Source organism: Microterricola viridarii (genome assembly GCF_001542775.1).
Taxonomy (GTDB): domain Bacteria; phylum Actinomycetota; class Actinomycetes; order Actinomycetales; family Microbacteriaceae; genus Microterricola; species Microterricola viridarii_A.
The window spans coordinates 2893496-2920140 of the sequence record NZ_CP014145.1; the positions used below are offsets into that span (position 1 = coordinate 2893496).

Sequence of the window (26645 nt, forward strand, 5' to 3'; positions counted from 1 at the left end):
GCTGTGCACAACAGACGTCACCGCCGCGGCCAGCGGCAGCGGGACGGCCTCGGCGAAAACACAGGAGCAGACGGGATCGACTGCCGCATGGCGGTGCGGGCGGCGCGTGGTCCTGTTTTTCTGTGCCCGCGTCGGGGTCGGGTACCCCAGAGACTCGGCAGCTGGGCAGCATCCGGCAGCGGCGCCGCCAGCAAAACTCTGCGCGCGCGGAGGCTAGTTGGTGTTGGCGTACAGCCAGTCGAGCGGGTCGACCTTGACGCCGTTGATGCCGCCCAGGCGGATCTCGAAGTGCAGGTGCGGGCCCGTGCTCATGCCGGTGGTGCCCGTGTTGCCGATCACGTCGCCCACCTTGACCACGTCGCCGGTGCTGTAGCGCATCGTTCCGTGCTGCATGTGTGCGTAGACGCTGGTGATGGTCTCGCCGTTGATCTGGTGCTCGATCATCATGTGCACGCCGAGGCTGCCCTCGCCGTCCTCGGCGAGCGTCACAACGCCGTCGGCGATGGACTGGATCTCGGCGCCGTTGCCCGGGTTGAAGTCCTGACCGCCGTGGTTGCTGGAGCAACCGGCGCAGTCGCGGAAGCCGAAGCGGTCGCCGACGTGCACTCCGACGGCGAACGGCCACTGCACAGCGCCGTTCGGGTTATTGACGAAGGTGGATTCCATCCGGATGCCGCTGGCTGCGGCGGCCTCGGCGATGGTGGCCGTCTCGTAGCCGTCAGCCTGCACGGTGATGGAGTCCGCTCCGTGGGCGATGACCGACTGGCCGGGCTCGGTCTTGCTCGGCATCTTCGCGACCAGAGCGGCGGCCTTGACGTCGTCGGCCGTCAGCAGCGCCTCGGCCGGCACGGAGGTGGCCACGGCCATCAGCGCCACGAAGCCCATGGCGACGATGGCCGTTGTCTTGGTGGCGATGCGGCGGGTGACCGAGAGAGTGGGGGCGGTGCGAACGGCAGCACGAGGCGTGGCAGTGCGCGAGGCGCCGGGGGTTGTCGAGGCGCGCGGTACCGCGAGCGGCTCGGAGCGACCGGCGGAGCGCCGGCGCTGCGCGGGGTCGCTCGTCTGTGCGCCGCTGACGGAGTCGGGGTTCAGGATGTCGGAGAACAGCGCGTCAACGCGCAGGGCGTCGGCGAGAAGCGCGGTGGTCTGCTGTGCGTCGACGAGCAGTTCCTCGGCCTGCGGGGCTTCCTCGTCAGCGCTTGCTGTGTCCAAGTTGGCTGCACTGAGCTCGCTCGCGCCGAGGGGCTCGACCTGGCCGCGCGGGTTGGCGCTGCGGCGGGAGCCGGGGGTGGCGACGGCGGTCGGCAGGATCGCATCGACCTCGACATCTGCCGCGCGGCGCGAGCGCCGAATCGGAAGGGCCGCGGCCTGCTCCGGGAGCTCCGCGGCGAAGGCGGCCGGGGCCGCTGCGTGCATGAAATCTTCGGCCGTGGCCAGCGGCGCCGGATCGGGGGCCGGAAGCACGAGTGCGTTGAGCAGTTCGGCGTACGACTCTGCCGTGTGGGGCTCCGGCTGCGGAACGGCGGGCAGGATCGCGGTGCGGGTCGGCACCTCGGCGACGATCGGCAGCACGGCCGTGGCCGGCTCCTGCGGCTCGCCGGTGGCGAGCTCCAAGGCCCGCTCGCGCTCGCGAATCTCGCGCCTGGTCAACGGTCTCGCGGGGGCCGCGGCATCCGCCGTCGCTGTGTCGACAGTGCCGGGCACAGAGGCATCCGGGGCAATGGCGTCAGCAGGCAAGTGGGGGACTTTCAGCGAGGTGTTCGGGACGTATTGGAGGTGATCACCCTGGCCTCGCCAAAGTAACGAATTCATAAAGGCTAGCGGGCACTATGTGAAAAGACCATGTGAGCGCTGGCGATCACCCCTGAACGGGGGCATTCAAAGCTTATCTCAAACCGGCCAGGACTCACGCGGCCGCGCCCGGTAGAGCACATGGCGGCTCAGCCGATCGGTGCGAGGCAGAGCGGGGTGGTCGAAGTCGTCGGCCGGGTCATGCGTCATCCCGATGCGCTCCATCACCTTGCGCGAGCGCAGGTTGCCGAGCGCGGTGAACGAGACGATCTCGCCCAGACCGAGCTGTTCGAAGCCGAAGGCCAACGCCGCGGATGCCGCCTCGCTGGCGTAGCCGTTGCCCCAGGCGTCGGCGGCCAGGCGCCAGCCGACCTCGACGGCCGGGTGCTCCGGCGAGGTGAAGTGGGCCGTGAAGCCGGGACGAGAGAGCCCGACGAACCCGATGAACTCCCCCGTGTCGCGCCGCTCCACTGCCCACAGACCGAAACCAGCCCGTTCGAAGCCCTGCTCGATGCGTTCGATCATGGCGTCGGATGCCGCGGCATCCAGGGTCGAGGGGAAGTGCTCCATCACCCGGGGGTCTGCGTTCAGGGCGGCGAACGGCGCCCGGTCAGCCGGAGTCCACCGGCGCAACAGCAGTCGCTCGGTGACCAGGCGCGGGCCGGTCAGCGCGTCAGTGTTCATTCGGCGGCCAGCAGTGCGCCGTGCAGCGCCGTGAACAGCGCGGGTTCCGCGGCGATGAGCAGCTCGGCGGTCGCCGGGGCGCCGTTCAGGCCGGCCACGGTCGCGCCTGCCTCGGCCGCGATGAGTGCGCCGGCGGCGTGGTCCCATGGGTTGAGGTGCCGCTCGAAGTAGCCGTCAAGCCGGCCGGCGGCCACGGCGCAGAGGTCGAGGGCGGCCGAGCCGACGCGCCGGATGTCGCGCACGAGCGGCAGAAGCGTGAGCAGCACCTCTGCCTGCGCCTGGCGGCGGTCGGCGCTGTATGAGAAGCCGGTGCCGATCAGGGCTTGGGCGAGCGGGGCGCCGGTGTTCACGTGCAGCGGCTGCGGGGCGGGGTGCGTCGGCGAGCCAATCTGCTCGACCCAGGCACCGCCGCCTGCCGAGGCTGCGTAGAGCTCGGCGGTGGCCGGCGCGTAGACGACTCCGGCGAGCGCCCGCCAGTTGGCTGTCGGCTCGGCGTCGGCGTCATCCGACTGGCCCAGCTCTCCCACCGCGATACTGATCGCCCAGGCGGGGCTGCCATAGAGATAGTTGACGGTGCCGTCGATGGGGTCGACGACCCAGACCAGGCCGGAACTGCCGGCCGCGGCGTCCGTCTCCTCCCCATAGAACGCATCATCTGGTCGTTCGAGTCGGATCAGGGCGCGGATCAGCGCCTCGGTCTCGCGGTCGGCGGCGGTGACGATGTCGACGTCGCTCGACTTGCTCGCCGCCACGCTGACGCCCTCACGGCGGCGCTCGGCCGCCAGCGCCCCTGCCTGCAATGCGATCCGGCGGGCCATCTCCAGCAGTTCGGCGCTCATGCCCCCACGCTACCCCGGCCCCGGCATTTCTGCAGGGGCCGGGTGGGCGGATGCTAGGCGGCGAGCGCCTCGTCAGCGGCGGGCGCGAGACCCTCCTGCAGCGGGGTCGTCGGGCGGCCGATCAGGCGGGCGAGGTCGCCGCTCGTCTCGGCCAGCAGGCCGTCACGGATGTTGCCGTCGAGCGCGACGACGAAGCCGGCCGTTCCGGCGTCGAGCCCGGCGTCGGCCAGAGCGGCCAGGTGCTGCTCCGGGCTCAGATTGCGGTAGGTGACGGGCCGAGCGAGCAGTTCGGTGGCAACCGCGGCAAGGTCGGCGTGCGTCCACGCGACGTCACCGCTCAGCTCGTAGATCTGCCCGACGTGGCTCGCATCGGCGAGCACGACGGCCGCGGCATCCGCGTAGTCGGCGCGGCTCGCACTGGCGACGCGTCCATCGCCGACGCTGGCGACGATCTCGCCGCTGGTCGCCGCCTGGCCGAGCGCACCGGCGTAGTTCTCGGTGTACCAGCCGTTGCGAAGGATCGTGGCCGGGATACCGGAGGCGGCGATGAGCTCCTCTGTCGCCTTGTGCTCCGGCGCCAGGATCAGGGCGGAGCTGGTGGCGCGCGGCGCGCTCGTGTAGACGAGGCGTGCGACGCCGGCAGCCTGGGCGGCCTCGACAACGGTCCTGTGCTGCGCGACGCGCTGGCCGACCTCGCTCCCAGAGATGAGCAGAACGGCCTCCGCGCCGGCGAATGCCCGCTCGAACGCGACCCGGTCGGAGTAGTCGGCGACGGCGGTGCGCACTCCGCGCTCCCGCAGCGCGGCCAGGCGCTGCTCGTTGCGCCCGGTCGCGACGATCTGAGTGGCCGGTGTGCCGTTCCGCAGCAGCGCATCGATGACGAGAGTGCCAAGCTGGCCGGTTGCTCCGGTGATGACGAGGGTCATGGTCTTCCTTTCGAACGCACCCGCGCGGGCTGCGAATGTCACGACCGCTCCGGTCGCTGCACGGTACAACCGACCATCCGCTCAAGAACTTCCCCGTCGACGGTACCCACCTTTTGGTAAGGTACCTACATGACGGTGAGTTATGTGCAAACAAGCGGGATCCCGGGGATGACCGAAGGCGTCTTTCCCGCAGCATGCCCGAGCCGCACCGTGCTCGACCACGTCACCAGCAAGTGGGGCGTGCTCGTTCTGCTGACCCTCTCGCGGGCGCCGCACCGGTGGGGCGAGCTGCGCCGCGGCATCGAGGGCATCAGCGAGAAGATGCTGGCGCAGACCCTGCGCACCCTCGAGCGCGACGGCTTCGTGCTGCGCGAGGTACGGGCGGTCATCCCGCCCCGGGTCGACTACAGTCTCACCGCACGGGGGCGCGAGCTCAGCGACCACCTGCTGCCGCTGATGGCGTGGATCGACGGCAACGCCGCCGACATCCTCGCGCCCCAGGAACCGCAGACGGCCCAGGCAGCCCAGTCGGCCCAGACAGCACAGACGGCCCAGGCCCCCCAGCCGGCCTAGCGGGCAGTGCGCGCGGGGCTGGTCTCCAGCAGCGACTCCACGACCGACTCCAGCCCGACGAGACCGCTCGAGGCCGCGATCTGTGCACCGATCGCCCGACTGCGCTCGGCATAGCCCGGGTCGGCCAGCACCGTGCGCACGGCGGCCGCGACGGCATCCGGCACCGGCTTGTGGCTGCGCAGGTTCACGCCGACGCCCGCCCACTCCACACGCGCGGTCACCTCAAGCTTGTCCTCTGTCGTACCGGCGACGACGAGCGGCACGCCGTGCTCGAGCGCGTAGTGCACCCCGCCGTAGCCGCCGTTGCTGACGAACACGTCAGTGAGCGGCAGCAACGCGTCGTAAGGCAGGTACTCGGCGGCGCGCACATTGGCCGGCAGCGGATGCGGCAGGCTCTCGACCGGGCGGCCGCCGGTGCTCACCAGCACCAGCACGTCATCGCCGGCAAGCGCCCGCATGGTCGGGGCGATCAGCTCCTCGTAGTCCTTGTTCGCGACGGTGCCCTGGCTCACGTGCACAACGGGCCGCGAGCCGTCGAGCTCGCCCCACCACTCCGGCAGCGGCGCCGCGCTGGGCGTGGTGCGCGAGACCGGGCCGACGAAGTGCACCGTCTCTGGCAGGTCGCGGCGCGGGTACTCGAAGCCGGCGACGGTGAACTGCACAATCGCGTCTGCCTGCGAGGCGCCGCTCATGAAGAAGACCCCGAGCGGGCGGCCGGTCGTGGCGAGCATCATCGCCGAGGCCTCCTTCTGCAGCCCGCCGAAGATGAACCTCTCGGTGATCACCCGGAGCATCGCGTTGCGGATGCGGCCGGCACGGCCGGGCTTGGGCAGGATGCCCAGGCCGAACGGCGCCGTGTCGACGCTGCCGAGGCCGAGCGGGATGATGCCCAGGTTGACGATGGCGGGGCGCTCGGCCCGGGGCCGGGCAAGCAGCCCCATCGAGCCGATGAACATGCTCTCCAGCAGGATCACATCCGTCGGCTCGGCGGCGACAGCCTCGTCGACGGCCCCGATCTGGGCTGGAGCAGGCTTCAGGAAAATGTTGCTGAGGTCCCAGCGGATGCCGGGGACGCCACTCTTGCCCACACGGCCGGGGAAGGCGGCATCCATGTCGGTGTCGTCATAGTCGGCTTCAGCCGGGAGCGGCAGGTACTCTGCCCCCGTCGCACGCACGGCGTCACGGTAGCGGGCTCCAGTGAGGAAACGCACCCGGTGCCCCTGTTGCACCAGGTGGCGCGAGACGGCGAGCAACGGCGTGACGTGGCCGTGGACGGGCGTGCTGCAAATCAGGTAGGAGGTCATGGCTGACTTTCAGGTCGAATCGGCGAGGCGGGCGCCTCCCAGCCCCGACTGGTGTGCGCACTAGAATTGTCTATACCGAAGAAGTATTCACTACCTTGAAAGGCAAGTCAATATGTCGGATGGAACTTCTGCCCCGGCCACGCGCAGCTACAACTCCACCCTGCGCGCCAGCCAGGCCGCCGAGACCCGACGACGCATTCTGGACGCGGCCGCGGAGTGCTTCTCGGCCACCGGCTACGGCGGAACCTCCCTTGCCGACATCGCCAGGGCGGCGGGCGTCTCTGTCGAGACCGTGAAGCTGAACGGCCCTAAGCGCGAGCTCCTCCTGGCCGCGTTCGAGCAGAGCTTCGCCGGCCGAGAGGGGCGTGATTCCCTCGCCGACCACGAGCCCATCGCCGCGATCACCGAGGCGGCGGATGACGCCGACTACCTCAGCGGCATCGTGCACTTCGTGGCAGAGGCCAACCGGCGCAGCAATCGCCTGTGGGCCGCATTCCTCGCCGCCGCCTCCTCTGACGCGGTGGTGGCCGACGAGCTCGCGGCACTGCAGCAGCGGCGACGCACCGACTTCAATGCTCTGGTTGCCCAGCTGGCGGAACGCGGCATGCTCGACGCCGACGCCGCCCCGGAGCGCGTGGCCGACGCGCTCTCCTTCATCGTGTCGCCGGAGAGCTACGGGCAGCTTGTGCTGGGATCTGGCTGGAGCCAGACGGAGTACGAGGCCTGGCTGGTGCGCACCATCGGCGCGATCGCGCGGGACGACTGGAGCGTGGGGAAGTAGCAAGGGGGGCCGGCGTCGGTTCCCCCGTCGTCGCCGGCACCTGCCCGAGTCCCCCGACCGGGCATGTCCCTTAGTACGATCGTACTATGAAATCGGGGCTTGGTTCGAGCCCTGTCGCAAAAAGCGCTCAGGGTCGACGACCCCGAAGAGGCGCAGCTGTCGCTGGAGCATCTCCTCGATCCGTTCCGGCAGATCCTGGCGCTGCGTGAGGCGGTGCGAGGTTTCCTGAACGCCCGTGAAGGTGGCGACCAGGTGCCAGCCCTCGGTCTCGAAGTCGAGGCCGGGCGGGATGTCGCCGTCATCCGTCGCGTCACGCAGGCACTGCGCCATCACGGCCATCCAGCCGACATAGGGCGTGGGGAAGACGACGGGGATGATGTCGTACTCGCGCACGAGGCGCACGGCAGCCCGCACACGGACCGTGTCTCTGAATGCCCGGGAGACCGCGCGAATCGACGCGACGATCGCCGCGATGCCCCGCGGCGGCGGGTCGGTGGTCACGACGTTGGCGAACGGCGCCTGGGCGAAGGTGGCCTGCACGAGCGTGACGGCCAAATCGACTTTGGCCTTGAAGTGGTACTGCACCAGCCCCTTGCCGATGCCGGCACGCTCGGCGATGCTGCCGATGGACGTTCCGGCATAGCCGCGCTCTGCGAATTCCTCGGCTGCCGCCGACAGGATGCGCTCCCGGGTCTCAGCTGCCCGCGCGCTGGGAACCGCCATCATGACTCGCCCCTCCGCCCGTTTGCCTGCAGCACAGCTTTGCAGAATTTTCTGGGCGACGGCCGCAGCATCGCTGGGACAGCGCCGGGAACTGTGAAGAAAGCTCGGCCGTGCACGTCCCCCGGCTGGCCTCGTGCAGACGACCCGAAACCGCCCCTGTTCAGGGGGCGTCGCCGGGCGTAGCATCAGGCCGGGCACTGTCGCCCTCCGGCATCGCGGGCCCCGCGCCCGAGGAATGAGGTCTACTCGTGAGCAGCTTGACCGAACACGAACAGCACGAAGTCGCACGCGCCAATGAGTCGGCGGCCCGTCCGGTGGTCTTCATCCACGGGCTCTGGCTGCTCTCCAGCAGTTGGCAGAAGTGGCGGGATCTGTTCGAGGCGAACGGATACGTCACCCTGGCGCCCGGCTGGCCGGACGACCCAGAGACGGTGGAGCTGGCCAGGGAGGAGCCGGAGGTGTTCGCCAAGAAGATGGTCAAGCACGTCACGGAGCACTACCTGGAGGCGATCTCGGCTCTCACCCAGCAGCCCGTCGTGATCGGCCACTCCTTCGGCGGGCTGATCGCGCAGAAGATCGCCGGCGAGGGCGCCGCCTCCTCGACGGTGTCCATCGACAACGCCCCGTTCCAGGGCGTGCTGACGCTGCCGCGGGCCTCACTCAAGTCGGCGTTCCCGGTGCTGAAGAACCCGGCCAACGTGAACCGGGCCGTCTCGCTCACCTTCGACGAGTTCAAGTTCGGCTGGGCGAACAACGTCGACGAGGCGGAGGCGCGCGAGCTCTACGAGAACTACCACGTGCCCGCAGCCGGACTCCCCCTCTTCCAGGCGGCGACGGCCAACCTCAACCCCTTCGCCGAAACGAAAGTCGACACCAAGGCAGATGCGCGCGGTCCGCTGCTGCTCATCTCTGGCGAGAACGACAACACGGTTCCCCCGGCGATCGTGCACTCGAGCTATGAGCTGCAGTCCAAGAACCCGGGCGTGACCGAGCTGGTCACGATCCCCGGCCGCGGGCACTCGCTCACGATCGACTCCGGCTGGCGCGAGGTGGCCGACGAGGCGCTCGCCTTCGCGCAGAAGTACTCACCGCCGCTCGACTAGCACCGCAGCGGGACCAGCAACGAAAAAACCCCGGAATCGCAATGATTCCGGGGTTTTGGCTGTGGCGAGTGAGGGATTCGAACCCCCGAATGCTGAGCAGTCTGATTTACAGTCAGATCCCTTTGGCCGCTTGGGTAACTCGCCAATGCGCACCCGACCATATGTTGCCACCTGACCGAAGACGCTCCACAATCATACGTATCAACTGCTTTCTCGTGAAATCGAGGATTCCGCACCGCGAACCCCGGGCGTTTCGGATGCCTGGGCAGGCGCCCCGGCGGCCCGACGCGCCCACCTCGCTAGACTTCAGGGCGTATCCAGCAGGAGAGACGGAAGGGGCCGCACGATGGCCGGCATCGAAGAGGTGGCGAAGCTCGCCGGCGTCTCCACGGCCACCGTCTCGCGCGCGCTGAGCGGCAACGGATCCGTGTCGGAATCCACCAAGCTCAAGGTCGAGCTGGCCGCCGACCAACTCGGCTACGTCGTCTCCTCGAACGCGTCCAGTCTGGCCTCAGGGCGCACCCGCAACATCGGCGTCGTGGTGCCGTTCCTCAACCGTTGGTTCTTCTCCACCGTTTTGGAGGGCGCCCAGCAGGCGCTGCTGCGCGACGGCTACGACGTGACCCTCTACAACCTGGCCGGCAACGGCTCCGAGCGGCAGAGCGTGTTCGAGCACTTCCTGCTGCGCCAGCGCGTCGACGCCGTCATCGCCATCTCGCTGGAGCTGACCGGCGACGAGGTGTCGCGGCTACACCGCCTGAAGAAGCCGCTCGTCGGTGTCGGCGGACCGATCCCCGGCGTCCGCACCCTCGCCGTCGACGACACCGCCGTCGCCCGTCTGGCCACGGCCCATCTGATCTCACTCGGCCACCGCCGCATCGGCCACATCGGTGGCGTGCTCGAGCTCGACGTCGACTTCCACCTGCCCACCAACCGCCGCGTCGGCTACGAGGCCGCGCTGGCGGATGCCGGCATCCCCGTCGACCCCGCCCTGTTCCGCCCGGCCGACTTCACCATCCAGGGCGGCTACCAGGCGGCGAAGCAACTACTCGGCAGCCCGTACGGCCGGCCCAGCGCAATCTACGCGGCCAGCGACGAAATGGCGATCGGCGCCATCCTCGCCGCCAAGGACCTGGGTTTGAACGTGCCGCGAGATGTGTCGATCATCGGCATCGACGGCCACGACCTGGCAGAGTTCTTCGGGCTCAGCACCGTGGCCCAGTTCCCGCGGGCGCAGGGCGAGAAGGCCGTGCAGATGCTGATGGAGGAACTGCACCCTGAGCGCAACTACCCCGTGCAGCCCTCTGTCGCGCTGCCCTACGAGCTGGTAGTGCGCTCCAGCACGGCCACGCCGGCCCCCGAGTAGCCGCACTGCCCGGCCACGCTCGCCCGCGATCTCGCGGCGCGGGCTAACATCGAGGCATGGCTGATTCCACTTTTGACATCGTCTCCAAGGTCGACCCGATGGAGGGCGAGAACGCCCTGCACCAGGCGCAGAAGGAAGTTGCTCAGCGCTACGACTTCAAGAACGTCGGCGCCTCCATCGAGCAGAGCGGCGAGAAGGTCCTGATCAAGGCAAACAGCGAGGAGCGCGCCAAGGCGATCCTCGAGGTGTACGAGTCCAAGCTGATCAAGCGCGGCATCTCGCTGCGCAGCCTCGACGCCGGCGAGCCCTTCGCCTCCGGCAAGGAGTACCGGATCGAGACCTCGCTGAAGGCCGGCATCGACTCGGAGAACGCGAAGAAGATCAACAAGATCATCCGCGACGAGGCCCCCAAGAGCGTCAAGAGCCAGATCCAGGGCGACGAGCTGCGCGTCTCCTCGAAGAGCCGCGACGACCTGCAGGAGACCATGTCGCTGCTCAAGGGCAAGGACCTCGACGTCGCCCTGCAATTCGTCAACTTCCGCTAGACGATGGGTGCCGAGGGGGCGGATGCCGGTGGGCCCACGTCGGGTGCGCCCGGCGCCGCCCCCTTCGGCGTTCCCGGCGTAGGTGCCGCCGGTGTCCCCGGAATCGACGTGCCCGACCGTCGCGGCCGCACCGGCCTCGACCAGGCCGGGCGCGGCCTCACCGGTAACCCGCGGGTGCGGGTGCGCGATGTGCGCCTGCTCACCTCGAACTGGTTCGTGACTCGGGCCACGACGATCGACTTCCAGCACAGCGACGGCCACTGGTCCGTCGAGGAGCGGGAGACCTACGACCGCGGCGACGGCGCCTGCATCCTGCTCTACAACACGCGCAAGCGCACGGTTGTACTCAGCAGGCAGTTTCGCTTCCCTGCGTATGTGAACGGGCATCCGAACGGCAACCTCATCGAGGTGGCGGCGGGGCTGCTCGATGACGACGACCCGGAGTCGGCGATCCGGCGCGAGGCCGAGGAGGAGACCGGGCACACGCTCGGCCCGGTCGAGCACGTCTTCGACGCGTTCATGAGCCCCGGCTCGGTCACCGAGCGGCTGCACTTCTTCGCCGCGCCCTACGACGAGGGCACCCGCTCAGGCGCCGGCGGCGGCCTCGGCGAGGAGGGCGAGGACATCGAGGTGCTGGAGCTCGGCATCGACGACGCCCTGGCCCGGATCGGCTCCGACATCGTCGACGCCAAGACGATCATGCTGCTGCAGTGGGCTGCCCTCAGCGGCCCCTTCGCCCGCGCCTAGCGCGGCAGATAGCCGCGCAGCCAGCGCGTCATCGCGCTGAAGGCCGCGTCCCGCACCGGCTCGGCCGAGAGCACGACGTCGTGGATGGCGCCGTCGATGCGCTCCACGGTGACGCTCGCACTCAAACGGAGCGAGCGCACGGCGATGTCATCGACGACGAGCACACTGTCGGTGCTCAGCATCGCATCCGACCAGACGAGCGAGATGGTCGAGCGCGCCGACATGATCGAGAGCACGGGCGCGCCAATGTCGACGCCACCGGCGATGGTGCCGTGCCCGCGCAGCACCGCCTTCAACCAGGCCGGGTGAATGGGGAAGCCGCGCTGCGGCCGCCACTCCGAGTTGTAGTCCCACTCGCCGTCGAACTTCTTGGAGACCGTGCGCGTGTAGAAACCAAGGTCGACCGTGGGCAGCGGGGCCCGCGGAGCCACCTTCGCCCCGAGCACCACGGCCGGGGCGATGACCTCGCGGCCGATCCCCCGCGCCTGGAACTCCAGCCAGGGGCTGTTCAGCACGAGCGCCCGCACGCGGCCGTGGTGGCGCGCCGCCCACAGGCTGAGCGTCAGCCCGCCGGTGGAGTGCCCCATCAGGATCAGAGGACGCCGGGTGCCGGTGTCGACCTTGGGCCCCGGCTTGGGCGCACTGTGCCCCATGGCGTCCAGCGCCGCTTCGATGTCCTCGTCATAGATGCTGAGGTCGTCGACGAATCCGGGCGTCTGGTGTGCACGCAGGCTGCGCCCGTACTTGCGCAGGTCGAGCGCGTAGAAACGGGCCCCCATGCTGCGCCAGTACTCGGCCAGGTGGGTCTGGAAGAAGTAGTCGGACCAGCCGTGCACGTAGAGCACGTCGGCGCCGTCTGCCGGCAGCGTGCGCAGGTCCAGCGGCCGCATCGCGTTGTAACGCACGAGGGTGGCGACGACCTCGCCCTCGACATCCGGCTTCAGCGGGAGCGTCAACTGCTCGAACTGCCCGCCCAGCACATCTGGCTTCCAGCGTGGGGCCTTGCGCGTATCGGTCACAGCCTCACCCTAGCCCGCGCGGGCGGGGGCGCGCCCGAGTGATTCCGAACGCTCCGCAGGTTCGTCGGCCGGGCACAGAAAAGCGCGGCGTGGATGACGGAACCTGCGATTCCGAATCCACGCCGCGCGAAGATCTGCCGCGGTCGGCGCCTTAGGCCTGGGTGGTCCTGGTGGAGATGTCGACCATCTCCTCGCGCGGAACGACCTTGATGCGGGCCCGGCCCTGCGCCTCACCGAGCGACTTCTCGTGCTCGTCGAGGTTGTGCCAGCCGTCGAGGTCGGTGTACCGGATGCCGCGCTCGTCGAGCAGCTGCACGATGCTCTCCTCTTCGGGGTGCTCCGGGCGCCACCAGTTGCCGAGGTCGTTGATCAGGTGCCGCACGGTCTCCATGGCGTCAGACTTGGTGTGGCCGATCAGACCGACCGGGCCGCGCTTGATCCAACCGGTTGCGTACACGCCATACATCTGCTGGCTGGCGCCGGTCTCTGGGTCCTTGACCAGCACCTGGCCCTCGCGGTTCGGGATGACGCCGCGCTTCTTGTCGAACGGCACGCCGGGCAGCGGCGAGCCGAAGTAGCCGACAGCGCGGTAGATGGCCTGGATCGGGATCTCGCGGATCTCCCCCGTGCCGACGACGCCGCCCTCGCCGTCGGGCGCGGTGCGCTCGAAGCGGAACGCACCGACGCGGCCCGTGCCGTCATCAACGACCTCGTGCGGCTTGGCGAAGAAGTGCAGGTGCAGGCGACGGCTGGCCTCGCCATGCGGGCGCTGACGCCACTGGTTCAGCACCTTGTCGATCACGAAGACCTGCTTGTTGCCGGCGACGGCGGCCTTGGCCGCGTCGTCGTAGTCGAAGTCCTCGTCGTAGACGATGATGTCGACATCGCGCAGCTCGCCGAGCTCGCGCAGTTCGAGCGGGGTGAACTTGACCGAGGTCGGGCCGCGCCGGCCGAAGACGTGCACATCGGTGACCGGCGACTCCTTGAGCCCGGCGTAGACGTTGTCCGGGATCTCGGTGACGAGCAGGTCGTCCGCGTGCTTGGCCAGGATGCGCGAGACGTCAAGGGCAACGTTTCCGTTGCCGATCACGGCCACCTCGCGGGCCTCGAGCGGCCAGCTGCGCGGGAAGTCGGGGTGCCCGTCGAACCAGCTGACGAACTCGGCGGCGCCGTAGCTGCCCTCAAGCTCGATGCCGGGGATGGCCAGGTCGGCGTCCTTGACGGCGCCGGTGGCGAAGATCACGGCGTTGTAGTGGCGCTTGAGGTCGTCCATCGTGATGTCTTCGCCGAACTTCACGTTGCCGAAGATGCGGATGTCGCCACGGTCGAGCACCTCACGTAGGGCGTTGATGATGCCCTTGATGCGGGGGTGGTCCGGCGCAACGCCGTAGCGCACGAGCCCGTAGGGCGCGGGCAGGGCGTCGAACAGGTCGATCGAGACGTCGAAGGACTTCTCGGCCTTCAACAGGATGTCGGCGGCATAGATGCCGGCGGGGCCGGCTCCTACGATGGCCAGGCGAAGCTTGGTCATGGGTTCGTCCTCACTAGAGCTAACTGGAACGCTCGACGATGGTGTCTGCAAAACGGGTCAGTGCTTTCTTGACGCTGCCGTCCGGCAGCGGGGCCAGCGCGGCCACAGCGTTACGCGCCCAGCTGTGCGCCTCGGCCAGGGTGGATGCGGTCACGGCGTGCTCGCGCAGCTCGTCGACGAGGGCGGCGCTTCGGGCGGCCGCCTCGGCGCGCAGGGCAGGGTCGGTGTCCTGGTCGGGCAGCGGGATGCCGAGCACGTCGGTCTTCAGGCGTTCGAGCAGGTCGGCGGCGACGGCATCCGTCAGAGCCAGCTCGCGCAGACGCAGCAGCGGCAGGGTGACGACGCCGGCGTGCAGGTCGGTTCCGGGAACCTTGCCGGTCTCCTCCGGCTGCTTCGAGAGGTCGATCACGTCGTCGATCAGCTGGAAGGCAACGCCGATCCGCTCACCGAACTCGACGATGGGCCGCTCGTACTCGCCCGGCGCCTTGGAGAAGATGATGCCGGCCTGGGCGGCGGCGGCGATGAGGGAGCCGGTCTTGTCGGCGAGCACACCGATGTAGTGCTCGACAGGGTCGTCGTCGGGGTTCGGCCCGACCGTCTCGTGCAGCTGACCGAGCACGAGGCGCTCAAACGTGTCGGCCTGCAGACGGATGGCGCCCTCGCCGAGGCCGGCCATCAGCTGGCTGGCGCGGGCGAACAGCAGGTCGCCGGCCAGGATCGCGACGGAGTTGCCCCAGACGGTCTGTGCGCTCGGCACGCCGCGGCGCATATCGGCATCGTCCATGACGTCGTCGTGGTAGAGCGAGGCGAGGTGGGTGATCTCGATGGCCTGTGCCGCCGTGATGACCTCGTCGGTGACGCCGTCGCCGAGGTGCGCAGTGAGCAGCGTCAGCATCGGGCGTACCCGCTTGCCGCCGGCGTTCAACAGGTAGCGCGTGGTGACGTCGGCGATCGCGTCAGCGAAACCGACCTCGCGGAGCAGGCCGGCCTCGATCTTCTCCAGGCCGGCATCGATCGATTTCGCGAGGCTGCGGTCTGCGGAGGTCGCGAGAATGCGGTCGCTCAGACCGAGCTGCGATGCAAGGGAACTACCGCGACGCACAACGGGGACACTCGGTTTCACTGTTACAGCCTAACGATTGCGATGTGCTGAGGATGCCGCGGTCTCGGGCGGAGCCGACGGCGGTGTTTCGGGGGTTCCGGTCGCTGCCGGGGCCGTGCTGGGCTTCGCCGCCGCAGGCTTTGCGGGCGTGGGCTTTGCGGGCGCGGGCTTTGCGGGCGCGGGCTTTGCGGGCGCGGCCTTCGTAGCGGAGGGCTTCGCGGCAGCCGACTTCGTTGGGGCCTGCTTGGGCGTGGCCGCGGGCTTCTTCGCCGCGGGCTTCTCGGCAGCGGGCTTGTCAGCAGCGGGCTTCTCGGCTGGCGCCTCATGCGCAGCATCCGGCGCCACGGCTGGAACGGCCTCGAGTGGCTTCACGCCGCGGTGCAGGGCGACGACGCCGAGGGTGAGGTTGCGGTGGGCGACGTCGGTGAAACCGGCACGGCGCAGCCAGCCGGCGAGCGTGCGCTGGTCGGGCCAGTCCCGGATCGACTCGTTGAGGTAGTCGTAGGCCGCGTCGTTGGTGCTGGCCAGCTTGACCAGGGTGGGCATGACGTAACGCTGGTAGCAGCCGTAGCCCCAACGCACGAAGCCGACCGGCGGCGTGGAGAACTCGCAGATGACGACCCGGCCGCCGGGCTTCGTGACGCGGTAGAACTCGGCGAGGGCCTTCTCTGGCTCCACGACGTTGCGCAGGCCGAAGCTGATGGTGACGGCGTCGAATTCGTTGTCGGCGAAGGGAAGCGCCGTGGCATCCGCCTGCACGAACTCGATGTTCGGCACGTGCGCCTGGCGCTTGCGGCCGACCTCGATCATGCCGGGCGAGAAGTCGCCGGCGACGACGTGGGCTCCGCTGGCGGCGAGGCTGGCGCTGGAGGTGCCGGTTCCGGCGGCCATGTCGATGATGCGTTCGCCCGGCTTCGGACCGACGGCCTTGGTGGTCGCGACCCGCCACAGCGTGGCGTTGCCCATGCTCAAGACGGCATTCGTGCGGTCGTAGCCCTCGGCGACCTCGTCGAACATGGCGGCAACTTGCGCCGGGCGCTTGCTCAGGTCTGCTTTGGTCACGTGCTCAAGTCTATCCAGCATGCAGGGTTCTCCCTGAGAGTTACCGGGCGCCGCCCAGCGCACAGCGCCGTAGTCTGGGGCGGTGACTGTTTCGGATGCTCGCCTGCCCGTTCTGCACGTGGAGACCACGCCGATACCTGGCCCCGTCGACGACCTCGCCGAGCTGGCCGCCCTCGTCGATAGTCGCGACCCGCTGCTCTGGCAGCGCCGCGGCGACGGGCTCGCCGGGATCGGCGAGATTCTGCGCCTGGAGTTCCACGGCCCTGGCCGCTTCGCCGATGCCGCCGCCGCCTGGCGAACCATCGTCACGCAGGCCACCGTGGTCGACCCGCTCGGGGTTCCCGGCTCCGGCCTGCTCGCCTTCGGCGCATTCGCCTTCTCTGCCCTGTCGGCGCAGAGCAGCGTGCTCATCGTTCCGGAGCTCATCGTCGGCAAGCGCGACGGACAGTGCTGGGTGACGCGGGTAGGTGTGGGTGCCGCTGCGACCGCTGCGGCCCCGGCCGAGTTGCCGGCCGCACGCCCGTTCGGCCCGGAGTATTCGGTGACGCTTCGTCCTGGCTCCCTCGACCCGCAGGGCTACGTGCGGCTGGTCACCGAGGCGATCGCGCGCATCAACAGGCACGAGGTCGGCAAGGTAGTGCTTGCCCGCGACCTCGTCGGCCAGCTGCCGCCGGACGCCGACCTGCGCCGCGTGCTGCGGGTGCTCGCGGCCGGCTACCCCGACTGCTGGACCTACGCCGTCGACGGCCTCGTCGGGTCGAGCCCCGAAACGCTGATCCGCGCCCACCACGGCGACCTGAGCGCGCGCGTGCTCGCCGGCACGATCTCCCGCGGCCCGGACCCGGCGGCCGACCAAGCTGCCGCCGTCGCGCTCGCCACCTCCGAGAAAGACAACGACGAGCACGAGTTCGCGGTGCAGAGCCTGCTCGCCACGCTGCGGCCGCACGCCACCCACGTCGCCGCCGACGAGGTGCCGTTCACGCTCAAGCTGCCGAATCTCTGGCACCTGGCCACCGACATCGAGGGCACGCTGAGCGACGGGTCCACCTCGCTTGACTTGATCGCTGCGCTGCATCCGACGGCCGCCGTGGCGGGCACCCCGACCGATGTCGCGCTCGACCTCATCGACGAGCTGGAGCCGTTCGACCGCGGGCGCTACGCCGGCCCGGTCGGCTGGGTGGATGCTGCCGGCGACGGCGAGTGGGCGATCGCACTGCGCTGCGCCCAGATCGACTCGACCGGCACCATCACGGCGTATGCCGGTTGCGGCATAGTCGCGGAGTCCCAGCCCGAGCAGGAACTCGCGGAGTCACGGATGAAGTTCCGGCCCATGGTGGACGCACTGCTCTAGCCCAACGTAAGCCGCGCCGTTCAGGAGGCGGCGAGGCGTGCCTTCTCGTGCTCGATGTCGAAGTCGGCGACGGGCCAGCTCAGGCTCATGCCCTGCAAGGCATGGATCAGGAGCTGCTGCACCGCGAGCCGGGCGAACCACTTCTTGTCGGCCGGGATCACGAACCACGGGGCATCCGGGGTCGAGGTGCGGTCGAAGACCACCTGGTAGGCCTCGTGGTACTTGGGCAGCAACAGGCGCTCGTCAATGTCGCCAGGGTTGAACTTCCAGTGCTTCTCTGGCCGGGCGAGGCGATCTTGCAGGCGCTTCTTCTGCTCGTCGGCGCCGAGGTGCAGCATCACCTTGATGATCGTGGTGTTGTCGGCCACAAGCTCTCGCTCGAAGGCGTTGATGGCGTCGTAGCGGCGCTCTATCTCGGCGGCCGGGGCGAGCTCACGCACCCGCCCGATGAGCACATCCTCGTAGTGGGAGCGGTCGAAGACGCCGATCATTCCCGCATCGGTCGTGTGCGGGCGGACGCGCCAGAGGAAGTCGTGGGTCAGTTCCTCTGGTGTCGGCTTCTTGAACGCGGTGATCTGCACGCCCTGCGGGTCGACGGCTCCGACGACGTGGCGCAGGATCCCGCCCTTGCCTGCGGTGTCCATCGCCTGCAGCACCAGCAGGATCTTGCGCTCGTCGCCGAGCCTGCTGTTGGCGAAGAGCTTCTCCTGCAGCGAGTCGAAGACGGCAGCACCCTCGGCGAGGGCGGCAACGGCACGTTGTTTTCCTCCCTCGTAGCCGGGGGTCGAACCGGTGTCTACGTCGGCCAGCCGGAACCCGGGGCGTACTCGCAGATTTTCGCTCGGATCGGCATCCCACGGCGTCTCGGCTGACTCGCCCACGGTGACTCCCCTCGATGGCATACGCCCATCCTGCCGCGCCCGGGCGGCCAGCGCTAGGGCGGGCACCGCGCCGAGCGTGATCGAGTGCCTCCCGGCGCGCACGGTCAACGCGGCAGCGGGACCTCGATGATCGTCGGCCCGGTGACGGCCGCGGTGAGCGCCTCGCTGAGGCCGCCACGGGTGCTCACCCGGGTGTGCCCCCAGCCAGCCGATGCCGCGATCGCGGCGAAGTCGGCGCTCTGCGGCGTGTACTGCACCCGGTCGAAGGCATCCACCGGCGCACTCTGAGCCACCTCGAGGGTGTCGAAGATGGTGCCGCCGCCATCGTTTCCGATGATGAGCTGCACCCGGGGGCGCACCTCGCCCAGCCCGAGGAACAACGAGGAGACGTCGTGCAACGCGGTGAGGTCGCCGAGCACAACCCGCACGAGGCCGCTACCCTCCGGCGCGGCCAGGGCGATTCCGATCGCGGTGGCGATGGTGCCGTCGATGCCCGCGAGGCCCCGGTTGGCGTGCACCGGGATCTTCTTGCCCGGAACGACGCGGTCTGCCTCGCGGATCAACCGGCTCGCCCCGAAGACGAGGCGGTCTTGTGGCCAGCTGGCCGCCCACACCGCCTGCATCAGGCTGCTGCGGGTGAGCGGGGCGCGGATCGCGCGGAACTCGGTCGCGACGTACTCGCGCTGCGCCGCGAAATTCTCAACGTGGCCGCCGAGGGCGACGCCGCTGCGGAGCGGTGCGGCGGGAGCGACCTCGGTCGAGCTCTCGGCCGCATCCCGGATGCTCCGGCTGGCGTGCACCCAGCGGCCCACCCAGCGACGCTCCTCTGCGCTGGCCGGACCGTCATCGGTGGCGACGGCGAACACCCGCCGGGCAGTGCGTCCGGGGTTGAACCACTCGCGTCCGACGGCGTCGACCACGATGGTCTCGACGCCGGCACGGGCGATCAGCGCCGGCACCTCGCGGCTGAGCGTCGGGTGGCCGAAGACGATGACACGGTCAACCTGCGCGCCGAACTCGGGTGCCCAGTCGGGCGAGCCGAGCAGCTCACGGGCCGCGACAACCAGGTTCGGTCCGAAGCGGGAACCGCTGGACACCTCGGCAAGCAGCGGCCAGTGGCCGGCACGGGCGAAGGCCTCTGCATCGGGCCCCGCACCTGCCCCGGCGACGACGACGGTGCCGACCCTGCGCTCGATCTGGGTCACGGCGGGCGTCAGGGCGTCGGATGCCGCCGGCCTACCGGCGGCGACATCGGCGGCCAGCTCGTCCGCGAAACGGGCGAGCGCGGCGGGCGGGATCGGTGCGGAGAGCGGCTCGCGCAGCGCCAGGTTCACGTGCACAGGCCCGGGCTCCGGGGCGCCGGTGGCGAGGGCGAAGGCACGCCGGGCCAGGGCGATCGCGTCGCCGTCATCCGTTGCGGCACCCGGGGCGTCGACGTCCTCAGCGTGGCGCACAGCCACGCCGAACAGGCCGGCCTGTGCGGTGGTCTGGTTGGCGCGGATGCCGCGGAGCTCGTGCGGCCGGTCGGCGGTCAGCAGCAGCAGCGGCACGCGGCCGTGGTGGGCCTCGAGCACGGCGGGGTGCAGGTGGGCGGGGGCACTGCCGGAGGTCGTGATCACGACGGCAGGCACGCCGGACTCGACGCCGATGCCGAGGGCGGTGAACCCGGCACTGCGCTCGTCGACGCGCACGTGCAACTGCACGGCGCCGAGCCGCTCCAGCTCGGCCGCGGCCAGTGCCAGTGCCTGAGAGCGGGAGCCGGGGCTCACCACGAGGTGGCGCACACCGCAGCGGACGAGCTCGGTGAGCAGCGCCCAGGCGAAATCGCTGGCCGGGCTACCGCTGCCCGCGCCGATCACGGCCTCGTCGCGCGTTGCCGACTGGGCAGCAGAATCCAAGCGCTCAGGCATCCCGCGAGCCGGAGGTGCCGGGGGCTTCGCCAGACTCGTCATTTGGACCGGGGGCAGGGGTGCCGGGGACGTTGTTGGGCTTCGCTCCGGGTGCCGCGCCAGGCCGGGCCGGGCCGCCGGAGCGGGGAGCGCCGCCGTCGAGGTCGGCCAGCTCCTCTTCAATTTTGCGGATTCGCTGCGCCTGCAGCGCGTCACGGCCGAGCTGGCCGAGGAACTCGAGGTCGTCGTCGGGTGCAACGGTGCGGGAGGCCCGCGGCGCCGGGCCACGACGGCCGCGGCCGATGAAGAGCCAGAGCAGCGCGCCGATCACGGGAAGAAGCAGAACGACGAGGATCCATGCGAATCGGGGGAGCCCACGGATGCGGCTGCGGTCGAAGAGCGCGGCATCGACGAGCGCGTATACCGTGAGCACCACGGCCGCGACTGCGAGTCCAAACAGCAGGCGGGTCATGTCCCCCAGTCTAGGCCGGGAAGGGTGGGAGCAAGCTGGCTGTCTGCCCGGCGGGCATCCAGCGGCATTCGCCTACACTGAAGGGGTGAATAAGCGCTCCTGGATCACCTTTACCGTCGTACGGCTGCTGGCCTTCTTCGTGCCGCTGCTTGTGCTGCTGTTCATGCAGGTGAACCCCTGGATCGCCACCGTGCTGGCCGCCGTGATCGGCCTCTGCGTCTCCTTCATCTTCTTCCGTAAGCCGCGCGAGAACGTCGCCCGCGAGCTCTACGAGGTGCGCCACGCCGAGAAGCCGGTCGTGCGCGAGGACGACGAGGCCGAGGATGCCGTGCTCGACGCGCTGGGCGAGACGCCCGCTGCGCCAGAGCAGCGTCAGAACTAGCAATAAAACAGGAGGAGAGCCCCGCCAACCGCGTATGCGGGGCGGCGGGGCTCTCCTCCTGTTTTTTGTGCGCGGGGGCCGCGCCTAGAACGCGAACGCCGCCCCGAGGGCGAGGCCGTAGGCGAGCGCCGTGAGGCTGGTCAGCTTGAGCGCCAGGATCAGCTCCGGCGCGGTCTTGGCCGTCACCGCGATGAGCGCGGCGGGCAGAGCCAGCAGCAGCACGAAGAAGGTCAGCCACGCCAGCGGGTAGAACAGGGCGAAGCAGCCGGCGATCGCGAACGGCACCAGCAGGAACACGCAGAACAGCACCCGGCCGATGCGCGGCCCGACGAGCACCGCGAGGGTGCGCTTGCCCGCTGCGGTGTCGGGGGTGATGTCACGCAGGTTGTTGACCATCAGCACCGCGCAGGCGATGAGCCCGATCGCGATTCCGGAGAGCCAGCTCTCGGTGTTGACGGTTCCGGCCTGCACCCAGGCGCTGCCGCAGGTGGCGACGAGGCCGAAGAAGACGAAGACGAAGACCTCGCCGAGCCCGTAGTAGCCGTAGGGGTGCTTGCCGCCCGTGTAGAACCAGGCGGCAGCGATCGCCGCGGCCCCGACCGCGAGCAGCCACCACTGCTGGGTGATGAGCACGATCGCGAGGCCCGACAGGGCGGCGAGTCCGAAGAAGGCGAACGAGACGATGAGCACCTGCTTGGCGGCGGCCGCCCCGGATCCGGTCAGCCGGGCCGGGCCGATGCGGTGGTCGTCGGTGCCGCGGATGCCGTCGGAGTAGTCGTTGGCGTAGTTCACCGCGATCTGCAGGCAGAGCGCGACGATGAGGCAGAGCACAGCGAGCACCGGCTCCCAGTGCCCGTTGCCGTTGGCGACGACAGCCGCCCCTGTGCCGAGCGCGACCGGCGCGACGGCCAGCGGCAGGGTGCGCAGGCGCGCCCCGGACACCCAGTCGCCCATGGTGGCGCCCTGAGCGGTGGCCGGCGCTTTCGCGCCCTTCTTCGCGCCACCGGGTCGCCCCGCGCCCGTCGGATTCAGTCGCTGTTGTTTGGGCCGCGAAGGCCGAGAGGATGCTGACACACCTCCATGTTAATCCCGGGTCGCCGCCCGGGTCTCTGCAACCAGCCGGGCGAGCGCGCCGCGGTCGAGCTTGCCCGACGGCAGGTGCGGCAGCTCCGTGACGGCGAGCAGCTCGCGCGGCCGGGCCGCCGGGCCGAGCGTGGAGGCCACAGCAGCACGCAGGCCCGTGAGATCGGCGTCGCCGGCATCCGCCCCCTGACGCACCACCACGATCGACTGCCCCCACTCCGGGTCTGGCACGGCGACGGCGACGGAACCCTCGAAGCCGGGCCGCGCGTGCAGCACGCGCTCGACGGCCTCAAGCGAGACCTTCTCTCCCCCGCTGATGATCACGTTGTCGGAACGGCCGAGCACCCGCAGTCGCCCGTCGACCAGCTCACCGAGGTCGCCCGTGCGGTAGCGGTGCTCGCCGCCATGGTCGGCGAAGGCGGCTGCCGTGCGCTCAATGTCGACGGTGCCGTCGGCGGCCAGGTAACCCTCGGCGAGCATCGGGCCGCTGAGCTCGATCAGGCCACCCTCAACATGCACCTCTGTACCGTGCAGCGGGACGCCGTCGTAGACGCAGCCGCCTGCCGTCTCGGAGGATCCGTAGGTGCGGGTGACGCGAAGGCCCAGCTCGGCGGCGCGGGCGATGAGCGCCGGCGGGGTCGCCTGGCCGCCGACCAGGATGCGGTCGAAGCGCTGCGCGGCGGCGAGCACGGCGGGGTCGGACTCGGCCGCCTCGACCACGCGGGCCAGCTGGAGCGGCACCAGCGAGACGAAGCGCAGCGGCGCGTCCATCCGGGCGGCATACGCGGCGAAGACGCGCGGGTCGAAGTGCCCGGCCGGCAGGATCACCGGGTCGGTGCCGGCGACGAGGGAGCGCACCAGTACCTGCGCGCCGGCGATGTAGTGGGTGGGCAGGGCGAGCAGCCACTGGCCGGGGCCGCCGAGCGCGCCGGCGGATGCCGCGGCCGAGGCCAGCAGTGCGTCGGTGCTGAGGGCGACCCGCTTCGGCGTGCCGGTCGATCCGGAGGTCTCGATCACCAGGGCGACCCGGCGCGGCACAAGGGTTTCGACAGGCTCAACCAGCGCGACGCGCAGCGTCGCGGAAGGCGGCAGCCCAGTCCAAGGAATCCCCTGGACAGTTACCGGTGCTTGCCGGGTTTCGACAGGCTCAACCAGCGGAGCTGTTTCGACAGGCTCAACCAACGGGGCTGTTTCGACAGGCTCACCCAGCGGGGAGCGCCGAGTGAGCCCCTCCCGTTGATTGAGCTTGGCCTGTCCTGAGCTTGTCGAAAGGTCGAAATCCGCCGCGGGCAGCACGGCGGGCCCGTCGCCAGAGAGCGCGGCGCGAAGCGCAGGCAGAACGGCGCCCGGCGCCGCGCCGTCCATCACCCGCAGTGGCCTCGTCATTGCGGGGCCTAGAACTGCCAGGGGTAGGGCGACCAGTCCGGCTCGCGCTTCTCCAGGAAGGAGTCGCGGCCTTCGACGGCCTCGTCAGTACCGTAGGCCAGCCGGGTCGCCTCACCGGCGAACACCTGCTGGCCGACCAGGCCGTCGTCGACGGCGTTGAACGCGAACTTCAGCATCCGGATCGCGGTCGGCGACTTGGTGAGGATCTCCTGAGCCCACTCCAGCGCCACGACCTCCAGCTCGGCGTGCGGCACGACGGCGTTGACGGCGCCCATCTCGTAGGCTCGCTGCGCCGAGTACTCGCGGGCCAGGAAGAAGACCTCACGGGCGTTCTTCTGGCCGATCTGCCTGGCGAAGTAGGCGCTGCCGTAGCCGGCGTCGAAGCTGCCGACGTCGGCATCCGTCTGCTTGAACTTGCCGTGCTCCGCGCTGGCGATGGTGAGGTCGCAGACAACGTGCAGCGAGTGCCCGCCGCCGGCCGCCCAACCGGGAACCACGGCGATGACGACTTTGGGCATGAACCGGATCAGGCGCTGCACCTCGAGGATGTGCAGCCGGCCGGAGCGGGCTGCGTCGATGCCGGATGCCGTCTCGCCCTCTGCGTACTTGTAACCATCTCGGCCGCGGATGCGCTGGTCGCCGCCGGAGCAGAACGCCCAGCCGCCGTCCTTCGGGCTCGGGCCGTTGCCGGTCAGCAGCACCACGCCGATGCGCGGGTTGACGCGTGCATCTTCCAGCGCCGCGTACAGTTCGTCGACGCTGCGCGGTCGGAAGGCGTTGCGCACCTCGGGGCGGTTGAAGGCGACACGCGCCACCCGGCCATCGAGGCTCTGGTGGTAGGTGATGTCACTCAGCGCCTCGAATCCGGGCACCTCGTTCCACTGGCTCGCGTCGAAGATCTCGGAAACCTGGGCAGTCATGCTCCCAGCCTATGACCGCGGTGACAGACTGGGCACATGACCCAGTCGCCGCTGCCGGAGCTCGCCGAGATTCTGACCCACGCCCGGGTCGTCACCCTGCCAATGGTCACCCGCTTCCGTGGCATCACGGTGCGCGAGGCCGCACTGTTCGAGGGGCCGGAGGGCTGGACCGAATTCTCGCCGTTCGTCGAGTACGACGACGCTGAGGCCGCGAACTGGCTGCGCGCGGCGATCGACTTCGGCTGGCGGGCGGCCCCGGCGCCGCTGCGCGAGCGCATCCCCGTTAACGCCACGATTCCCGGCGTCCCAGCCGGCCAGGTGGCCGAGGTGCTGGCCCGCTTCCCCGGATGCCGCACCGCCAAGGTCAAGGTGGCCGCCGGCGACCAGACGCTCGCCGACGACGTGGCCAGGGTGCGGGCGACACGCGAGGCACTCGGCCCGGAGGGGCGCGTGCGCATCGATGCCAACGCCGGCTGGACCGTCGACGAGGCAGAGCACGCCCTGCACGCGTTGGCCGAGTTCGACCTCGAGTACGCCGAGCAGCCCTGCGCCAGCGTGGAGGAACTCGCCGAGATCCGCCGTCGCACCGCCTACATGGGCATCCCGATCGCTGCAGATGAGAGCGTGCGCCGGGCCAGCGACCCCCTCGCCGTCGCGGCGGCCGGCGCCGCGGATCTGCTCGTGATCAAGGCGCAGCCGCTCGGCGGCATCCACCGCGCGCTGGCCATCGTGCAGCAGGCGGGGCTGCCCGTCGTGGTCTCCAGCGCCCTCGACACCTCGATCGGCCTGAGCATGGGCGCCCACCTCGCGGCGAGCATTCCCGAGCTGGAATTCGACTGCGGCCTGGGCACGGCCTCCCTGCTGGCCGCCGATGTGACGCTCGAACCCCTGATTGCGGATGCCGGCTCGATCGCCGTGCGGCGGGTGCAGCCCGACGCGGCGCTGCTCGGCCGGTACGCCGCGCCCCCGGCCCGCCGCGACTGGTGGATGGCGCGCGTCGCCCGCGCCTACACGGTGCTGGAGCGCGAGCTCGCGCTGTAGCCCGCCCGCCGCCCCGCCCACGCAAACACGCCACTTCCGCATGGTCTGCGCCAGCTGAGCTGGCGCGGAGTATGCGGAAGTGGCGTGAGAGCAGCTGGCGGCTTACAGGCCGGAGTAGGCGTGCAGCCCCTTGAAGAAGAGATTGACGATCGTGTAGTTGAACAGGATCGCCGAGAAGCCGATGATCGAGAGCCACGCCGAGCGGGAACCGCGCCATCCGCGCGTCGCGCGAGCGTGGATGTAGCCGGCGTAGATGACCCAGATGATGAAGGTCCAGACTTCCTTGGTGTCCCAACCCCAGTACCGGCCCCAAGCTGCCTCAGCCCAGACGGAGCCGGCCATCAGCGTGAACGTCCAGAGGATGAAGCCGACGATGTTCACCCGGTAGGCGAGGCTCTCCAGCTTGTCGGCCGGGGCCAGCGTGTCGAGGAAGCGCAGGCCGCGCGAGCGGCGCTCGAAGGGCTGGGCCATACGGCGGGTCTGCATCAGCTGCACAACAGACAGGCCGAAACCGAGTGCCATGAAGCCCATGCTGGACGTTGCCACGAAGACGTGGATGACGAGCCAGGCCGACTGCAGCGACGGCGGAAGCGGCACGACGCTGACGTAGAAGTTCACGGTGGCCAGGCCGAGCAGCAGCACGACCATGCCGGTGACAAAGGTGCCGAGGAAGCGCAGGTCGAACTTGATGTTGACGATCAGGAACACCGTGACCATGACCAGGGTGCCGGTCATCGCGAACTCGTACATGTTGGCCCACGGCACACGCTCCGCGGCGACGCCGCGCAGCACGGTGGCGGTGAGGTGCAGCACCCAGCCGATGACGGTGAGCGCCATGCCGACGCGCAGCGCAGGAGAGCGGCCGTAATCGACGCTGCCGAGGCCGACGCGCTTGGCCGCAGCCGTGGCGGGGGCGGGGGCGGTCAGCACGGTCGCTGAACCGGCCTGCGCACCCACAGCAGATGCCGCTGTGCTGGCTCCGGCTGACGCCTCGCGTGCGGCTTCGGCGGCCGCGGCATCCTGCACAGCGCCCACCACCGCCGAGCGCTTTGCGAGGTCTATCGAGAAGCCGATGAATGCCAACGCATACACGGCCATGGCCGAGTAGAGCGCGATGATGGAGATTTCGTCGAATGCCACGGGT

General features: G+C 69.8%; 25 protein-coding genes, 1 tRNA gene and 1 pseudogene. 9 read left to right on the plus strand and 18 right to left on the minus strand.

From position 1 onward, the window contains the following. Positions 1-213: 213 nt before the first annotated feature. The 4 genes from AWU67_RS13200 to AWU67_RS13215 all read right to left on the minus strand — a co-directional run bounded on the left by AWU67_RS13200 (position 214) and on the right by AWU67_RS13215 (position 4240). A complete protein-coding gene (locus AWU67_RS13200; RefSeq protein WP_160329761.1) occupies positions 214-1737 on the minus strand; it encodes a peptidoglycan DD-metalloendopeptidase family protein in 1524 nt (507 codons plus the stop codon). A 153-nt stretch (positions 1738-1890) separates the two neighbouring features. Further along, positions 1891-2475 (minus strand): GNAT family N-acetyltransferase, encoded by a 585-nt coding sequence (locus AWU67_RS13205; RefSeq protein WP_129586719.1) that lies wholly within the window; start codon positions 2473-2475, stop codon positions 1891-1893. Further along, complete coding sequence (locus AWU67_RS13210) at positions 2472-3314, minus strand: inositol monophosphatase family protein (RefSeq protein ID WP_067229934.1); 843 nt, start codon at positions 3312-3314, stop codon at positions 2472-2474. The genes AWU67_RS13205 and AWU67_RS13210 overlap by 4 nt, the downstream gene beginning before the upstream one ends. 53 nt (positions 3315-3367) lie before the next feature. After that, positions 3368-4240: an NmrA family NAD(P)-binding protein gene (locus AWU67_RS13215; RefSeq protein ID WP_067229937.1), complete on the minus strand. Its 873-nt coding sequence runs from the start codon at positions 4238-4240 to the stop codon at positions 3368-3370. A gap of 129 nt (positions 4241-4369) precedes the next feature. Here AWU67_RS13215 and AWU67_RS13220 point away from each other — a divergent pair, with 129 nt between their 5' ends. After that, on the plus strand, positions 4370-4813 hold the full coding sequence (locus AWU67_RS13220) for a winged helix-turn-helix transcriptional regulator (RefSeq protein WP_067229940.1): 444 nt from the start codon (positions 4370-4372) through the stop codon (positions 4811-4813). On the opposite strand, the gene AWU67_RS13225 is transcribed toward AWU67_RS13220, so the two are convergent. Next, positions 4810-6117: a glycosyltransferase gene (locus AWU67_RS13225; protein ID WP_067229943.1), complete on the minus strand. Its 1308-nt coding sequence runs from the start codon at positions 6115-6117 to the stop codon at positions 4810-4812. The genes AWU67_RS13220 and AWU67_RS13225 overlap by 4 nt on opposite strands. Positions 6118-6229: 112 nt before the next feature. Here AWU67_RS13225 and AWU67_RS13230 point away from each other — a divergent pair, with 112 nt between their 5' ends. Further along, entirely contained in the window at positions 6230-6898 is a 669-nt protein-coding gene (locus AWU67_RS13230; RefSeq protein WP_067229945.1) for a TetR/AcrR family transcriptional regulator, read from the plus strand. A gap of 84 nt (positions 6899-6982) precedes the next feature. On the opposite strand, the gene AWU67_RS13235 is transcribed toward AWU67_RS13230, so the two are convergent. Further along, a complete protein-coding gene (locus AWU67_RS13235; RefSeq protein WP_067229948.1) occupies positions 6983-7624 on the minus strand; it encodes a TetR/AcrR family transcriptional regulator in 642 nt (213 codons plus the stop codon). Between the two features lie 245 nt (positions 7625-7869). Here AWU67_RS13235 and AWU67_RS13240 point away from each other — a divergent pair, with 245 nt between their 5' ends. Continuing rightward, a complete protein-coding gene (locus AWU67_RS13240; RefSeq protein ID WP_067229951.1) occupies positions 7870-8724 on the plus strand; it encodes an alpha/beta hydrolase in 855 nt (284 codons plus the stop codon). A 62-nt stretch (positions 8725-8786) separates the two neighbouring features. Here the strand turns inward: AWU67_RS13240 and AWU67_RS13245 are convergent. Beyond that, a tRNA-Tyr gene (locus tag AWU67_RS13245) sits at positions 8787-8868 on the minus strand. 202 nt (positions 8869-9070) lie between these two features. Between AWU67_RS13245 and AWU67_RS13250 the strand changes: the two genes are divergently transcribed. Genes AWU67_RS13250 through AWU67_RS13260 form a run of 3 tightly spaced genes read left to right on the plus strand, consistent with a single transcriptional unit; the run spans position 9071 to position 11382 of the window. Beyond that, a complete protein-coding gene (locus AWU67_RS13250) occupies positions 9071-10090 on the plus strand; it encodes a LacI family DNA-binding transcriptional regulator (protein WP_067229953.1) in 1020 nt (339 codons plus the stop codon). A gap of 56 nt (positions 10091-10146) precedes the next feature. Then, entirely contained in the window at positions 10147-10635 is a 489-nt protein-coding gene (locus tag AWU67_RS13255; RefSeq protein WP_067229957.1) for a YajQ family cyclic di-GMP-binding protein, read from the plus strand. A 3-nt stretch (positions 10636-10638) separates the two neighbouring features. Next, a complete protein-coding gene (locus AWU67_RS13260; protein WP_082716987.1) occupies positions 10639-11382 on the plus strand; it encodes an NUDIX domain-containing protein in 744 nt (247 codons plus the stop codon). On the opposite strand, the gene AWU67_RS13265 is transcribed toward AWU67_RS13260, so the two are convergent. The 4 genes and pseudogenes from AWU67_RS13265 to ubiE all read right to left on the minus strand — a co-directional run. Then, positions 11379-12401, minus strand: coding sequence for an alpha/beta hydrolase (locus tag AWU67_RS13265; RefSeq protein WP_067229960.1), 1023 nt, complete (start codon positions 12399-12401; stop codon positions 11379-11381). The genes AWU67_RS13260 and AWU67_RS13265 overlap by 4 nt on opposite strands. 151 nt (positions 12402-12552) lie before the next feature. Next, the gene (locus tag AWU67_RS13270; protein WP_067229963.1) at positions 12553-13932 is read right to left on the minus strand and encodes an FAD-dependent oxidoreductase; all 1380 of its coding nucleotides are present in this window, start codon (positions 13930-13932) and stop codon (positions 12553-12555) included. A gap of 19 nt (positions 13933-13951) precedes the next feature. After that, on the minus strand, positions 13952-15055 hold the full coding sequence (locus AWU67_RS13275) for a polyprenyl synthetase family protein (protein WP_067229966.1): 1104 nt from the start codon (positions 15053-15055) through the stop codon (positions 13952-13954). Between the two features lie 306 nt (positions 15056-15361). After that, positions 15362-16117: pseudogene (ubiE, locus tag AWU67_RS13280) on the minus strand (bifunctional demethylmenaquinone methyltransferase/2-methoxy-6-polyprenyl-1,4-benzoquinol methylase UbiE); the annotation flags it as partial. 61 nt (positions 16118-16178) lie between these two features. On the opposite strand from ubiE, the gene AWU67_RS13285 reads away from it, so the two are divergent. Further along, a complete protein-coding gene (locus tag AWU67_RS13285) occupies positions 16179-17447 on the plus strand; it encodes an isochorismate synthase (RefSeq protein ID WP_067229970.1) in 1269 nt (422 codons plus the stop codon). A 20-nt stretch (positions 17448-17467) separates the two neighbouring features. Here the strand turns inward: AWU67_RS13285 and AWU67_RS13290 are convergent, their stop codons facing one another. From AWU67_RS13290 to AWU67_RS13300, 3 genes are all read right to left on the minus strand, one after another. Beyond that, the gene (locus AWU67_RS13290; RefSeq protein WP_067229973.1) at positions 17468-18349 is read right to left on the minus strand and encodes a PPK2 family polyphosphate kinase; all 882 of its coding nucleotides are present in this window, start codon (positions 18347-18349) and stop codon (positions 17468-17470) included. Between the two features lie 83 nt (positions 18350-18432). Continuing rightward, positions 18433-20238: a 2-succinyl-5-enolpyruvyl-6-hydroxy-3-cyclohexene-1-carboxylic-acid synthase gene (menD, locus tag AWU67_RS13295; RefSeq protein WP_082716989.1), complete on the minus strand. Its 1806-nt coding sequence runs from the start codon at positions 20236-20238 to the stop codon at positions 18433-18435. Continuing rightward, positions 20231-20689, minus strand: a complete 459-nt coding sequence (locus AWU67_RS13300; RefSeq protein ID WP_082716990.1) for a PLD nuclease N-terminal domain-containing protein — start codon at positions 20687-20689, stop codon at positions 20231-20233. The genes menD and AWU67_RS13300 overlap by 8 nt, the downstream gene beginning before the upstream one ends. Positions 20690-20774: 85 nt before the next feature. On the opposite strand from AWU67_RS13300, the gene AWU67_RS13305 reads away from it, so the two are divergent. Next, entirely contained in the window at positions 20775-21071 is a 297-nt protein-coding gene (locus AWU67_RS13305; protein ID WP_067229977.1) for a DUF4229 domain-containing protein, read from the plus strand. Positions 21072-21155: 84 nt separating this feature from the next. On the opposite strand, the gene AWU67_RS13310 is transcribed toward AWU67_RS13305, so the two are convergent. From AWU67_RS13310 to AWU67_RS13320, 3 genes are all read right to left on the minus strand, one after another. Continuing rightward, positions 21156-22025 carry a 1,4-dihydroxy-2-naphthoate polyprenyltransferase gene (locus AWU67_RS13310; RefSeq protein ID WP_234407259.1) on the minus strand — a complete coding sequence of 290 codons (870 nt, stop codon included), beginning with the start codon at positions 22023-22025 and terminating at the stop codon, positions 21156-21158. Positions 22026-22154: 129 nt separating this feature from the next. Further along, positions 22155-23192: an AMP-binding protein gene (locus AWU67_RS13315; RefSeq protein ID WP_067229983.1), complete on the minus strand. Its 1038-nt coding sequence runs from the start codon at positions 23190-23192 to the stop codon at positions 22155-22157. 356 nt (positions 23193-23548) lie between these two features. Further along, the gene (locus AWU67_RS13320; RefSeq protein WP_067229987.1) at positions 23549-24460 is read right to left on the minus strand and encodes a 1,4-dihydroxy-2-naphthoyl-CoA synthase; all 912 of its coding nucleotides are present in this window, start codon (positions 24458-24460) and stop codon (positions 23549-23551) included. Between the two features lie 36 nt (positions 24461-24496). Here AWU67_RS13320 and AWU67_RS13325 point away from each other — a divergent pair, with 36 nt between their 5' ends. Next, entirely contained in the window at positions 24497-25501 is a 1005-nt protein-coding gene (locus tag AWU67_RS13325) for an o-succinylbenzoate synthase (RefSeq protein ID WP_067229990.1), read from the plus strand. 102 nt (positions 25502-25603) lie between these two features. Here the strand turns inward: AWU67_RS13325 and ccsB are convergent, their stop codons facing one another. Continuing rightward, positions 25604-26599: a c-type cytochrome biogenesis protein CcsB gene (ccsB, locus tag AWU67_RS13330; RefSeq protein ID WP_067232780.1), complete on the minus strand. Its 996-nt coding sequence runs from the start codon at positions 26597-26599 to the stop codon at positions 25604-25606. Positions 26600-26645 lie beyond the last annotated feature (46 nt).